The organism is Sessilibacter sp. MAH1, assembly GCF_054658315.1.
In genome coordinates, this window is the sequence record NZ_BAAGIC010000007.1 from 79,978 (window position 1) to 93,296 (window position 13,319).

The 13,319-nt window shown below is 45.2% G+C and carries 10 protein-coding genes; 4 read left to right on the forward strand and 6 right to left on the reverse strand.

All coding sequences use genetic code 11. The annotated features are described in order from the left end of the window. Positions 1 to 3: 3 nt before the first annotated feature. Together ACYQ28_RS08980 and ACYQ28_RS08985 are read right to left on the reverse strand one after the other, a co-directional pair. The gene (locus tag ACYQ28_RS08980) at positions 4 to 1,257 is read right to left on the reverse strand and encodes a glutamate-5-semialdehyde dehydrogenase (protein WP_460049586.1); all 1,254 of its coding nucleotides are present in this window, start codon (positions 1,255 to 1,257) and stop codon (positions 4 to 6) included. Positions 1,258 to 1,448: 191 nt separating this feature from the next. Continuing rightward, complete coding sequence (locus ACYQ28_RS08985; RefSeq protein WP_460049585.1) at positions 1,449 to 2,036, reverse strand: LON peptidase substrate-binding domain-containing protein; 588 nt, start codon at positions 2,034 to 2,036, stop codon at positions 1,449 to 1,451. A 488-nt stretch (positions 2,037 to 2,524) separates the two neighbouring features. Here ACYQ28_RS08985 and ACYQ28_RS08990 point away from each other — a divergent pair, with 488 nt between their 5' ends. From ACYQ28_RS08990 to ACYQ28_RS09000, 3 genes are read left to right on the forward strand one after another with little or no spacing between them, the layout of a single operon-like run. Then, positions 2,525 to 3,010 (forward strand): hypothetical protein, encoded by a 486-nt coding sequence (locus tag ACYQ28_RS08990; RefSeq protein ID WP_460049584.1) that lies wholly within the window; start codon positions 2,525 to 2,527, stop codon positions 3,008 to 3,010. Positions 3,011 to 3,031: 21 nt separating this feature from the next. Beyond that, on the forward strand, positions 3,032 to 3,712 hold the full coding sequence (locus ACYQ28_RS08995; RefSeq protein WP_460049583.1) for a response regulator transcription factor: 681 nt from the start codon (positions 3,032 to 3,034) through the stop codon (positions 3,710 to 3,712). A 58-nt stretch (positions 3,713 to 3,770) separates the two neighbouring features. Then, complete coding sequence (locus ACYQ28_RS09000; RefSeq protein ID WP_460049582.1) at positions 3,771 to 5,063, forward strand: ATP-binding protein; 1,293 nt, start codon at positions 3,771 to 3,773, stop codon at positions 5,061 to 5,063. On the opposite strand, the gene ACYQ28_RS09005 is transcribed toward ACYQ28_RS09000, so the two are convergent. From ACYQ28_RS09005 to ACYQ28_RS09015, 3 genes are all read right to left on the reverse strand, one after another. Next, positions 5,038 to 6,630 (reverse strand): cation:proton antiporter domain-containing protein, encoded by a 1,593-nt coding sequence (locus ACYQ28_RS09005; RefSeq protein WP_460049581.1) that lies wholly within the window; start codon positions 6,628 to 6,630, stop codon positions 5,038 to 5,040. The two genes, ACYQ28_RS09000 and ACYQ28_RS09005, sit on opposite strands and share 26 nt — an antisense overlap. A gap of 76 nt (positions 6,631 to 6,706) precedes the next feature. Next, positions 6,707 to 9,280 (reverse strand): efflux RND transporter permease subunit, encoded by a 2,574-nt coding sequence (locus tag ACYQ28_RS09010; RefSeq protein ID WP_460049580.1) that lies wholly within the window; start codon positions 9,278 to 9,280, stop codon positions 6,707 to 6,709. 1,658 nt (positions 9,281 to 10,938) lie between these two features. Then, on the reverse strand, positions 10,939 to 11,220 hold the full coding sequence (locus ACYQ28_RS09015) for an Rdx family protein (RefSeq protein ID WP_460049579.1): 282 nt from the start codon (positions 11,218 to 11,220) through the stop codon (positions 10,939 to 10,941). 583 nt (positions 11,221 to 11,803) lie between these two features. Here ACYQ28_RS09015 and ACYQ28_RS09020 point away from each other — a divergent pair. Beyond that, a complete protein-coding gene (locus ACYQ28_RS09020; RefSeq protein WP_460049578.1) occupies positions 11,804 to 12,589 on the forward strand; it encodes an FHA domain-containing protein in 786 nt (261 codons plus the stop codon). Between the two features lie 98 nt (positions 12,590 to 12,687). Here ACYQ28_RS09020 and ACYQ28_RS09025 read toward each other — a convergent pair whose 3' ends face one another. Next, complete coding sequence (locus tag ACYQ28_RS09025) at positions 12,688 to 13,302, reverse strand: flavin prenyltransferase UbiX (protein ID WP_460049577.1); 615 nt, start codon at positions 13,300 to 13,302, stop codon at positions 12,688 to 12,690. Positions 13,303 to 13,319 lie beyond the last annotated feature (17 nt).

The following is a 13,319-nucleotide window of genomic DNA, read 5'->3' on the forward strand; positions in this document are numbered from 1 at the left end:
AACCTAAACTCGGACGTGGCCGTCTCCGTAAACCACCCACTTCTGGGAGGTTAGACCTTCAAGACCAACCGGGCCGCGAGCGTGGATTTTGTCGGTAGAGATACCAATTTCGGCACCCAGTCCGTATTCAAAACCGTCTGCGAATCGAGTCGACGCATTCACCATAACCGAGCTTGAATCCACCTGGCTGACGAATTGTCGAGAGCGGGTATAGTCTTCGGTAACAATCGACTCAGTATGTTTAGAGCTGTACTGGTCAATATGATCCATGGCTTGAGCCATGTCATCGACGATACGAATGGACAACACTGGTGCCAAATATTCGGTCGCCCAATCTTCTTCGGTAGCGGCATTGCACTGGATTAACGCTTGGGTTTGCGCACAACCACGCAGCTCAACACCTTTTTCTAAGTAAGCTTCTGCTAAGCGCGGTAAAATTTCCGCAGCTGCGCCTTTGTTTACCAGTAGTGTTTCCATGGCATTACAAACACCATAGCGGTGGGTTTTTGAATTCATAGCGATATCGAACGCCTTATTTAAATCGGCTCGATCGTCGATATAAACATGGCAAATACCATCAAGATGCTTGATGACAGACACTTTAGCGTCGGCACTGATGCGCTCGATCAAGCCTTTGCCGCCGCGCGGTACAATCACATCAACATACTCGGGCATGGTAATTAAGTGACCAACGGCTTCGCGGTCGGTGGTGGAAACTACTTGTACCACACCGGCAGGCAATCCCGCTTTTTCTAAACCCGCTTGAATGCATTGGGCAATAGCCTGATTGGAATGCAGCGCTTCTTTACCACCGCGCAAAATAGTTGCATTACCAGACTTTAAGCACAGGCTGGCGGCATCGATGGTAACGTTGGGTCGTGATTCGTAAATAATGCCAACAACGCCTAAAGGAACACGCATTTTGCCCACTTGGATGCCACTGGGACGGTAGCGTAAGTCAGTAATCTCACCGCACGGATCAGGCAGTGCAGCAACCTGCTCAAGACCTTCAATCATGCTGTCGATTCGCGCTGGCGTAAGCTCAAGTCGATCGAGAAGAGCGCTGTCTAAGCCCTGCTCTTTTCCCGCAGCTAAATCTTTGGCGTTTGCTTCGGCAAGCGCGTCGCGAGAAGCATTGAGAGCCTCAGCCGTCGCTAAAAGTGCTGCGTTTTTGGTTCCAGTTGTCGCCGCAGCGATCACTCTGGAGGCAGCGCGAGCATTCTTGCCAAGCTCTATCATGTAATCTTTAACAGACATAGCGATCCCTTGATTTTATTGTTGTCGTATTCATTTCGAATCACACCCATCGCTGGGTGCATATGATTGTTCACCCTGAAGACCCACATATCCATATACACAACGGAAGCTTGCGGAATAATTGCGGTCATTTTAACGGTAAATGATTGCTCATGTGAACTTGTCTTAAAGTGGAAGCTTACCAGCAAAGGCTAATGTCGACTGATACGATCAATCTGATCTGATATCCGCTCTACACGTTCAACGGGATCGCTCAGCTTGATCAATTCCACCTGCTCGGCACGGCTGATTGGCAAAAGCAGTGTCAAAAACCAGCCCAACTGATTGACAGATTGAATGCTTGGGAGCTTCAACAATTGAATTTGTGGGTGCGTGGCCAAAGAGTCGTAAATCGCTCGCAAACCATCGTATTGGTCATCGATAGCAATTATCTCTTCGCTGGCAAGATATTCTACCTGTGCACGCATTAGTTGATTGTCTTCTACCCAAGTCTTTAAAACCCGGAATTTTCGACTACCCAATACTTTGATGTGCAGTAAACCGTTTTCACCCTGGCTCCAATCAACGATATTAGCAACCACGCCCACGTTATAAATCATGGCCGCTGCGCCAACCTCATTTCCATCACGAATAGGCACAACACCAAAGACACTACCGTTTTTGACGCAATCTTTGATCAATTGTAAATACCGTTGCTCAAATATCTGCAAAGGCAGAGTCATTTCGGGAACCAACAGAGTGTTGAGTGGGAATAATGCGATTTCTTCGGTCGATGACATTGACGAACACCAAGAGTTAATAGAGATAAAACAAATTATGCACAGTTAGCAAGCATTCACTTTCAAGATTTTTACTTGGCACCAGCGGCACCGGTAAACCTACCGAAATACCACCGCCGAATTCCACAGCAAGCAGAATGCGGGTGCATTGATTTCAGCCATCATTCAGGCACTGTGAACTAGTCTTTGTTTCTATACAAATCGGCGACTAGAAACAGGCGCGCAAATTTAAACTTGCTTTGGCAAGACATGTACCGCGCACTTTTCGATCTATGCGAGTAAAAACAACACTTCTTGCCCGAATTCCATAAGCATTTAGGGCGCTTAATCGTTATACTCACCAGACATAACAAGATTGCAAGACAGCAGTATTTCGCCGTTTTATAGACTGTGATCAGGCGCACACTCACTAGCACTAGTGACTGCTTTGCGCGATTAAGCATCATTAATTTGAACCTTAATACCAGCATATGCTCATCGAAGGAATTATGGCGCTACCGCACTACAATGCCTCACCGCAAACTACTCCAAGCGCTTCGCTCAAAGCGTTGCGCAGTCTTGATGCTGAAAATACTAACTACCAGACTCTACGGATGTTCGTAACAGCACTACTCTTAGCGTTCGCGTTAAATACAATGGTTACAACACCTGCACACGCCGCTAAGCAGTTTGACTTTACCGTTGCCCAAGCCGGTGGCAATCAAGATCAAAATAATCATCCGCGCCCAGGTTTTCGACAACCTGGTTCGCTATCAAAGACGCCACAATCCGATCAAAGAAAAAATAGTCTACAAAGTAGCAATGCTTTGCCAAAGGGTATCAATTCCAACGACGCGGCAAACATTGCTAAATCGCGATTTGGCGGCAAAGTATTACGCGTGAATCCATCTTCAGATGGCCATCTCGTAAAACTGCTTTTGCCTTCCGGAAAAATCACCTACGTTAATGTTAACGCCAATGGTGATATTCAGTAATTTTTAGATCGAGGCATTTTAGTGCGCTTACTTATTGTCGAAGATGAACCACAACTCAATGAAAACCTGTGCAGTTTTCTTAAATCCGATGGATACGTTATCGACTCCGCCCACGACGGTCGTGAAGGTTTGTATCTCGGTGAAGAATATCCTTACGATCTTGCCATCATTGATATTGGCTTACCTCAGCTCGACGGTATCGAAGTCATCAAACAACTGCGAACTAAAGGCAAAAAATACCCAATTCTTATTTTAACCGCACGCGACAGTTGGCAAGACAAAGTTGGTGGATTAGAAGCCGGAGCTGATGATTACCTGGTAAAACCGTTTCACAACGAAGAGTTACGTGCACGTATCAACGCCTTGATTCGTCGCTCCAATGGCCATGCCAGTCCAACCATCAATTTTGGTTCTCTCGTTCTCGACACCGCTGCCAAAACCGTAAAGCTCAATGATCAAGCGCTGGAGCTAACCAGCTTCGAGTACAACACCTTTGAATACTTGGCTCAAAACGTTGGCAAGGTGGTTTCTAAAACTGAGCTAACCGAACATCTTTACGATCAAGACTTTGATCGCGACAGTAATACCATCGAAGTGTTTGTGGGTCGCCTTAGAAAAAAAATCGATCCAGACGGTAGCCTAAAACCCATCACCACCATTCGAGGCCAAGGTTATCGCTTTAACTTAGAAGCGCAATCGTAATCGAGTGATCAAGCGGTTTATCAAACATCTGAGCCAAAGCTTAAGCGGGCGTCTAATTTTGGCGTCCACCCTGTTGCTGCCCTTTATTCTTGCCATCACAACCACTGCATTAGATAGGGCGTTCGCTCGCAGCCAAGAAGTCGCCGAACAAGAACGCCTCCGAACACAAATCTATTTGCTGCTTGCCGCCGCAGAAATCTTCGATGGCATACTCTGGCTACCGGAGCAACTTCAAGAACCTCGATTTAGCCAGCCAGATTCTGGTCTTTACGCACGCGTCATTGAAGCCGATAAGATTATTTGGCAATCGTTATCGGCTGTGACCGTTGACTTGCCTGCGCCGATCAACTTACCCATTCAAGTCGGACAAGAGGTTTTTTACGACAGTAAACTGAATAAAAAAGACGCTCACAACCTGATTTTTGACGTCAGCTGGGAACAATCTCCCACCCAAGAAAAATTGTATCGTTTCGAAATCATCAGCGATCAAGACGCACTTATCGCCGAGCGCAACAGCTACCGAAAACAACTGTGGCGATGGCTGGGCGCACTGGCGTTGATACTGGTGATTGTGCTTTGGTGGATTCAAAACTGGGGTTTAAAACCTTTGTCGCATCTGGCTGAAGATCTTAAACGTGTTGAAACGGGTGAAACCCTGTCGCTTGGCGGCACCTATCCCACCGAAATCCAACCGGTAATCACCAATCTTAATAAGGTCTTAGAAATTGAACGCGCCCAACGTGATCGCTATCGCAATACCATGGCCGATCTCGCTCACAGTTTGAAAACACCTCTGGCGGTGATTCGCTCCAGCTCAGACCGACCCGATATCGTCGATGAGCAGGTCTCCAGAATGGATGAAATTGTTCGCCATCAATTGCAGCGAGCGGTGACTCAACAATCCAGCCAGCCCGGCAAAGGGCATTCGGTATTGGAATGTTGTCAGCGATTAGTTTCTGCGTTATCCAAAGTGTATCGAGATAAAAATCCAAGTTTTGATCTGGAAATCAACGCCGACCAACTGTTCTTTGGTGAACAAGCCGATTTATTAGAACTGCTCGGAAATCTGCTCGATAACGCCTGTAAATATGGCCGCGGCAAAGTCCGCATTAAGGTCTCTACCCGTCACAAGATCTTGAGCATTTTGGTTGAAGACAACGGCCTAGGCGTAAAAGCATCCGATCGCAGAACCATCTTAGAGCGAGGCGCTCGGGCCGATACCGCCGAAACCGGCCAAGGTATTGGTCTTGCCGTTGCAGTTGATATCGTCAGCAGCTACAACGGCAGTCTGAGTGTCGCAGACTCCTCGCTCGGAGGAGCCGCTTTTAATGTTGAATTACCAATTGGTTAGGATTAACGTCCGGCCCCATCAAGTGCGCGCATTCTGCCGCAAAACCCGCACCGACCTCTGCGTAATAGTTGAAAACCACATCTGCGCCTAATTTGATCAGCTCTTTGCGCTCATCGTCGTAGCGAGCAACAGCCGCAATTCGCCCGGAGTATGACGTTTGACGAAGCTGGTAGATAATGTTTTTCATTTCTTGAATGGATGGAATCGCCAACATAATCAGTTTTACGCGAGTCACATCCAACTGCTCCCAAAAGTCGATGTCGTCGGCATCACCAAGAACCACATTACGACCTTTTTTCTGAGCCGCCATTGCACGCCCCTCGTCAACCTCAACACACCAGACCTTTTCGTGCAGGTGAGGCTGCAACGCATTATAAGCACCACTACCAACTCGCCCCATTCCACAAATTAAAACCTCGGCGCCGTAAGGCTGTTGATAGCCGTGGATGACTTGGGCTTTTGGATGTTCAAAGCGACCAAGAAAACCTTTGTAGCGAGCATAAAGAGTGTGCGCCCGACGATACAAAAATGAACTGGCTACGAAAGAAATTGCGACCGCCAAGGCAATCATGACCAGTTCATCTTCTGGCAGCCAGCCATTTTCTACACCTTTACTGGCGACAATTAGTCCGAATTCACTGAAGTTTGCAAGCGCCAGAGAACTTAAAAAGGCGGTACGTGCACGCAACTTAAAGCTAATAAACAGAGCAAAGAACAGGGCAAATTTAACCGGTAGCAATACAATCATCAGCATCGCCCAAGCCAGTAACTCCCACGTTGGCAAAGCACTGAATCCGATGGTTAAAAAGAAACCGACTAAGAACAAATCTTTGAGACTCGCCAGAGATTTATAAAGCTCGTTCGATTTAGGTAAACCCGCCACCAGCATACCTAAAATCAAGGCACCTAAATCACCTTTGACATCAACCGCATAAAACAAGTTATAACCGCCTAGGGCAATGAAAAATCCGACCAGTACTAACAGCTCACCGTGACCACATCGCGATAACAGAGCAGCTAAAACGGGTCGAGCGAAATACAAAGCTGGTAGCGCCAGAGCCCAAACACTTGGAATATTGCCCGTCGCGATCACCAAAAACAAAACGGCAATAATGTCTTGAATAACCAAAACGCCAATGGCGAGATCACCGTGACGACTTTTGAGCTCGGCGCTATCCTCAAGGGTTTTCATCACACACACGGTGCTACTGAAGCTGACGGCAAAAGCCACTAAAAGTACCAGTAACCAGTTGCCTTCTGCGAATGGGAACACCCAAATTAACGCCAAACCACCAACCAATAAAAGCGCGCACCACAAAAGCGTATGCAAACTGGTACCGCCCCAGACTTCTACTTTGGCAAGATCGCGCAGATTTAGCTTTAAACCGATGGTGAACAACATCAACGTAATGCCTAAATCAGCAAGTTCGTTGAGTCCTTCGAAAGGTTGAATTCCCAGAGCGTTTAATAAGAATCCCGCTAGCAGGTAGCCCACCAGCGGTGGCAATGAAAACTGCTTGGCGGCAAAACCAAACACAAATGCCACACAAATCCACAAAAAGTCCATAGATCACCCTCAATCAGTTACTGGTCACAGTGTATGTGCCAGCAACTGGGGTGCAAAGTACTTAATACGATAGAGATTACTTAGAGAAAGGTTTGACGAGTAAAATTAACTTAGGCAACAAGGTTAACGCGCCTAAAATGGCTGCCAACATTGCCGCACCGGTCAATAACCCGAACAAAATTGACGGAATAAACTTCGACAGTGCTAACACCGAGAAGCCAACAATGATAATCACCGAGGTGTAGTACATTGCACTACCAATGGACGCATGGGAGCGATGCATCGCGGCAATATAGTTGTTGTCGATTTTGTACTCACGCATAAACCGATGGATATAGTGAATCGTGTCATCCACCCCAATACCAATGGTGATGGCAGCAATGGTAATGGTCATCATATCCAAAGAGATTCCCGCCAGCCCCATACCGCCCAATACCACAAGAGCCGCAAGCAAGTTAGGAATAATGGCAACAACCGCGATCAGTAATGATCGGAAGAGAATCATAAACATGATCATGATAGCTAAGAATACCGCGCCTAAGGTCATGATCTGGGAACGGAACAAGCTCTCTAGCATGTTGTTGTACAACACCAACGCACCGGTGAAATGAATCTGTTCAGGTTTAAAACCTAGATCGTCGACCATGTGCGTGCGAATTTTATTCACCAACTGCAAACGCTTTAGGTTAGGGTCAGTTTCTCGAATTCTCATGGTAACGCGGGCTTGGTTGCTCTCAACATCCAAATAAGGATTCACCAGAATCTTATTAATGTCTTGAGGCAAGCTATTTTTCAGAACCGCCAACTCAAAATCGTTGAGCGAACCACCGCTAATATCGACCGCAACCTCATACAAGGTCGCCAAGGAATCAACCCGTCCGATCTCATCCAAACTGTTTAGGTAATTTTGCAGAGATTCCAAATCTCGTAGGCCAGCGATGGTAAACCAGTAACTATTGCCCGGCTGAGCTTTGGTGTTGTGTTCGGAAAATGGATCAACCTCAGCAAATGGATCTTCTTCAACAATAGGATCGGGAAACGCAAACGGGTCGGGTTCGTCGAACGGATCGGCTTCAGCAAACGGATCTTCTTCCGGTGACGCTTCGCTGCTACCACCGCCGGTAATACGGGCCAATTCAGGATCAACGTCGAGAATAATATCTAACGAAATGGTACCGCCAAGATTCTGGTCGATGACCTTCATACCTTGGTAGATTTCGGTGCTGGAATGGAAGTAATCAATAAAACGGTTATCGACTTGCAATCGACTTGCTCCCCAACCGCCCAACACGGTGGCAAGTAATGCTAGCAACACCACAATTTTACCGTGGCGCTCTGTAAATCGAGAGAAGGCGAGCGTTAAGGGTTGGTCACCTACTTTATCCTCCTGCGCTTTACCTGGAGAGAGCAACATCAATCCCGCCGGTAAAATCACAAACACCAAGGCAAAGCTTACGCACAAGCCGATGGTCATCATCCAACCAAAATCTATCACTGGTCTGATACCACTGACTACTAGCGATGCGAACGCCACGATGGTTGTCAAAGTCGTGTAAAGACACGGCTTGAACATAAATTTAGTGGTGGCAATAACCAGCTGCGCTTGGCTCCAATCGGGATTTTCGGCGTGATATTCCCGATACCGCACAACCAAGTGAATGGTAATGGCCAACGAGACAATCAATAAGAGCGCGACGAAATTGGTAGAGATAACGGTCAGTCGCCAATCTAGCCAACTGATTAAGCCCAGCATGATGGTTACCGACAATACTGAGGTCATTAACGGCAAAACCACAAAGCGGATTCGTCTGAAAATAATGGCCAGCAAAGCGACGATAAATAAAACAATGCACGAGCCGAACACCACCAAATCGCTGCGAATAAAACGAATCATGTCGGAGGTGATCATGCTTACACCACCAACAAAAATTTCGGCATCGCCTTTATATTTAGCGGCTATTTCACGAACCTTTTGCACCCGATCATGAGATTTAACTTCAGCCTGTGTGCGATACACTAAAAAATCATGGCTGATTCGCTCTAATTCCTGGGTTTCTTGCTCAGTTAACCCTAACTGATTGCGCTTAAGGCGCAGAGCATCACGGGCACGAACTAACTCAATATACTTTTCATCAACCGCAAGATTCAGTGCAATTGCTGTGGTTTGCTCATCAGGACCAAGAATAAGGTTTTTATAGATGGGGCTGGTTAGAAACTCTTTTTTCGCATCGTCATAACCGACATCACTCGTTTCAAGTGTACGAAGACCTTGACGAATTTGCGTTAAATTCTGAATAGGACTGTAAAGCAGAGGAACGTCGAGAATACTCAAAGCACTGGCAACGTCATCGAGCCCTTTTAATTCATCCCGCAATGACTCAAGAGTGGCTAGAGTCTCCGCTTTGAACAACTCATCATGCGGTTTAAAAGTAACCACCAACAAGTCACCCGCGCCATAGCGTTTGATGATCTGGCGGAAGTAATCAAGATCGCGATCGGCTTCAAGGGTCAACGCATCGGCAGATGCATCGAGTTTAAAATTGGGTAAACCCGCGGCCATAACAACGGTAATCAGCAACACCAAAAATAGCGCTAATTTTGGTCGATTGATAACCAGCCCGTGATAAAACTTTAAAAAACCTTCCGTCATACTCTCGCTCAAACAATTGCTGTCCTTCCTTAGTGCTGTTTTGAAGGACAAATCTCCCCAAAAGATCGAGGACTTTTAATAAATGATTACTGCTAAGACTCCAGCGGATTAATAAGTGATTAACAACCACCTACCAACGAACGCACAGGATTTAAATGGGTTGAATTAGGCGAGAACGCAGGCGGGATAAACACGCTTAAGAAACATAACTCGCGACTGCACTAATAGGATTACCAGCAAACACTGATTTTACACAACTCAACACAATATTTAGAACTGTCATCCACTCAAAAATCGTTTATTTGAGTGAGTTTTCACTCAAATATCTCCAGTGAGTTCTCAAACAGTGTGTTTTTTTATCTATCGGAACCTCCGATTAACTCACCCGCGATTTAACCAGAGGCCAGAGATTGACAATGTGATTTTCAATTTCTTCACAATTTCAATCACTTGCCGCCTTTGAAATTGGCGATACATATACGTATCTCTGAGCACTCTAAGTTCATCAGAGTTTTCTATCTATTTCAGTAATTTTCAGCAACCTTGTTGAAATGATTGCAGATATTACTGAGTGCCTCGCTCTTCTATAAGGCCACTCATTCACAGCACTCTTACTAGACGCAAAATCCATACTGACGGATATATCCGAGATTTAACCTAAAGCGAAGCGTTAAACCTATGGCGAACCCCAAAGACACACACAGCAGCCTAAGGATTCTTGCATCCCACATTTTCCATTGGCCTGATAGTCGCCGCGCACACTAAATGATTTTATAAATAAAGCAAACCATACTGCGATCATCGCTCAAGTTTAAGCTAAAAAATGTGTGGTTCTAATCATGGTTGAATAGGAAACCCTAATGAAGCAAAAGTTTCCATTAATCCTGAGGCAAGCCGTCAGCTTCAATAACCTTAAGCGGCCGAAACCTTGGCTAAATTGGAAATCGTATTTTCGATTTTGGTACTTTTAAAGGAACCTCTGATTAACTCATCCTTGATTTAATCAGAGGGACGCATCCTTGTGTCGCGAGAAACTCTAGGTTAATCAGAGTTTCCTAAAAACTTTTTCGGTACTTTAAAAACTTGTTGCTGCGTCAATCGAAAATTCCGATAGACAAAATAGATAAGCCAAAGAGGCAAAAACGTTTAATCGAAATACTTTTGACGTTTTTAAAAGTAAATATAAATGGAAAGCTTAAAACTTAAAGGAATCTCTGATTAACTCATCCCTGATTTAATCAGAGAATAGAAATTGAAAATGCGATTTCCAATTTCTTCACAATTTCAATCACTTACCGTTCTTGAAATTGGCAACACATCCATGTGTCGCTGGAAGCTCTAAGTTAATCAGAGCTTCCTAAATAATTACCTGCCTAAAACTCCCATCAAACCCGGTAATTTAGCGATCATCGGCAGGTAAATTCATCGGCAAGTAAATTAAAGGCATTTGCGCAAATACCAGTAACTTAGCCAATTTCAACACCGCTAAATTATTAAAGCTGAGAATAAATTGGAATTGCTTTTTGGCTCCAGCAGCTGCTAGCCAGAAGTTACTTAATTACCTAATTCTCGCTGTACTTGCGAATGAATGACTGCGTTACACGGAGTTTTTAAACATAACAAGGTATTGGAATTATTCACTCCACCGTGTAAGGTTTTTAGGTCACATCACTGTGCCCTAAGGATTTTTCAGGACTAATCAAATCGCGTACACGTTGCTTTAAGAGTTTAATTTCCGGAAAACCGCCATCCATTTTGCGCTCCCACACACTGATCTCGCCAACAAAAATTTCAAATCTACCACTGCTTGCCGGGCACAAGGACACTTCGTCTAACTCAGATTCAAACGTCGAAAGTAACTCTTGGGCATACCACGCAGCTCTTAATAACCAGCGACAACCTGGACAATAATAAATTTTTACGATTTTTAACTCATTCATAAATTCAGCTTCTGCCAACGAAATTAAACCTAAAAACACATTTACTAATAATAAGCGTTAAACGCAAAAACCGTCTCTTTAATAAAAAATTGAAAAGATATAATTATAAAAACAACAGCAATTGCAAAATTAATTCATTTATTGCAAACATGCATTTGCGTAAAAATAGAGTAATCTCAGTTTTTGCGTGTGATTTCATAATGACAAAGTGAGATAATAACGCCGTTCATACAACTTTTATGCAATAAAAGATCGATACAGGCCTAAACCTGCAATTCTAAAAGGCTATTTCGAGCTGATTATTTTTTAAATACCCAACAAACCGAGTATCCATTTACGACGGGGTTAATGATATTTGTGACCCGCTCTAAATAGCCTGTTTCTAAGCGATCAAAAGTCTTCTGTGAAGAGCTGCATAATATTGGCACTCTGTTCAGAACGACATGATTTTTGTGAATTGCCACTACTCAATCGCGAGATTAATCAACTAACGTGGCCACTAGCTTAATTGAACAATCATTAATCTTGTGTCTATCGTTACTAACACCAGTCACAAACCGAATACGTTGAGCCATTTAATCCAATGAACCAATACATACTCAAACACACTCAAAACCCCGATCTTCAGTTTTTTATCGGCAAACGCAGTCGTATTTTGGGTAAATCGGCAGAATGCGACTGGACAATCTCTTTGGGTAATTTAAGCGATAAGCAGGCGCGTTTTTGGTTGGATGAATCGTCAACGGTTTGGATGCATTCGCTCAACGGGATTTGCCGAGTGAATGGTCAAGATGCGCTTAAATATCAGGCGTTAAAATTGGATGATCTGATTCAAGTAGGCGATCAGATCTTCCAACTTGCCGAAAGCGAAGAAAACACTTGGTCGTTAATTGCCAGCGACAGTTGGATGAAAGGCCAACACTTCGATTTACATCCAGGTAAACAAACCCTTGGCCGCAGTGCCGAGGCAGATCTTACCTTGCCGAGCAAACACCTTTCTCGTTTGCATGCAGAGTTCAACATTGAAAACAACACATTAACGGTAACCGATTTAGATTCGGCCAATGGCACCTTTGTAAATGGTCAACGCGTTAGCCGCCAACCTTTACACGACGGCGATGTTGTAAAATTCGATCAGTTCAGCTTTCGCGTTTTAGGCCCAGAAGCGCAAACCATGAAAACCCAAATTGGCGTTTTGCATAAGCCTGTAGCTTCGAAACCAACGGTGGCGAAAAAAGATCGTCCGCACGCAGGTGCTTATGTCATCCATACACCAAGATCACCAAAAGTAGAATGGACGATGATCTCTGGACTATTGGCGATCAGCAGTTGCATTGGATATCTAACCTATATCGCCTTACAACTTTGAGCACAACCAGAGCTAACCCAGCGGTAAGTTTTCAATGGCTGGCCGCTCAAACACAGGCCAGCAATTCAAGTCCAATAAATCCCGCGCTAGAGAATCCTTTAGCGCTCGCCCCATTTCGCCATTAAGGTCTGCTCGATGCCGAGTTGGTCTAGGATTCTCGCCACCACAAAATCCACCAGATCACCGATTTGATTTGGCTCATGATAAAAACCCGGTGACGCCGGTAAAACAACCACACCCAGCTGACTCAGTTTTAACAAATTTTCTAAATGTATGGTTGATAACGGCGTTTCTCTGGGAACAACGATCAGCTGCCTGCGCTCTTTAATGGCCACGTCGGCGGCACGTTCGATGAGATTATTGCTAGCCCCTGTGGCTATGGCCGATAGGGTGCCGCCACTGGCCGGGCAGATCACCATTTTGCGTGGCGCACTAGAACCTGAAGCCACGGGCGAGAACCAATCTTCTCGGCCATACACTTTTAATTGACTTTGGCCTACCCAAAAATGGTTTTGAAAAAATTGCTGTAGCGATACTGGCCCCCACTCTTCGGCTGGAACCGCCAACCCAGTTTCTTGCCGCATAACAATCTCCGCCGCTTTAGACATCAACAGAGACACCTCACAGCCGGAAGCCAATAAACATTCGATCAGCCGCAATGCGTAGGCTGATCCGGAGGCGCCTGTTATGGCGACAGTAATTCTTTGTGACACGTCACTTGTCCTTAATT

Bases quoted from the DNA above. Each gene is read 5' to 3' on its own strand.
- ACYQ28_RS09005 (WP_460049581.1), bottom strand. From the start codon at position 6,630: ATGGACTTTTTGTGGATTTGTGTGGCATTTGTGTTTGGTTTTGCCGCC.
- ACYQ28_RS08985 (WP_460049585.1), bottom strand. From the start codon at position 2,036: ATGTCATCGACCGAAGAAATCGCATTATTCCCACTCAACACTCTGTTG.
- ACYQ28_RS09020 (WP_460049578.1), top strand. From the start codon at position 11,804: ATGAACCAATACATACTCAAACACACTCAAAACCCCGATCTTCAGTTT.
- ACYQ28_RS08980 (WP_460049586.1), bottom strand. From the start codon at position 1,257: ATGTCTGTTAAAGATTACATGATAGAGCTTGGCAAGAATGCTCGCGCT.
- ACYQ28_RS09015 (WP_460049579.1), bottom strand. From the start codon at position 11,220: ATGAATGAGTTAAAAATCGTAAAAATTTATTATTGTCCAGGTTGTCGC.
- ACYQ28_RS09010 (WP_460049580.1), bottom strand. From the start codon at position 9,280: ATGACGGAAGGTTTTTTAAAGTTTTATCACGGGCTGGTTATCAATCGA.
- ACYQ28_RS08990 (WP_460049584.1), top strand. From the start codon at position 2,525: ATGGCGCTACCGCACTACAATGCCTCACCGCAAACTACTCCAAGCGCT.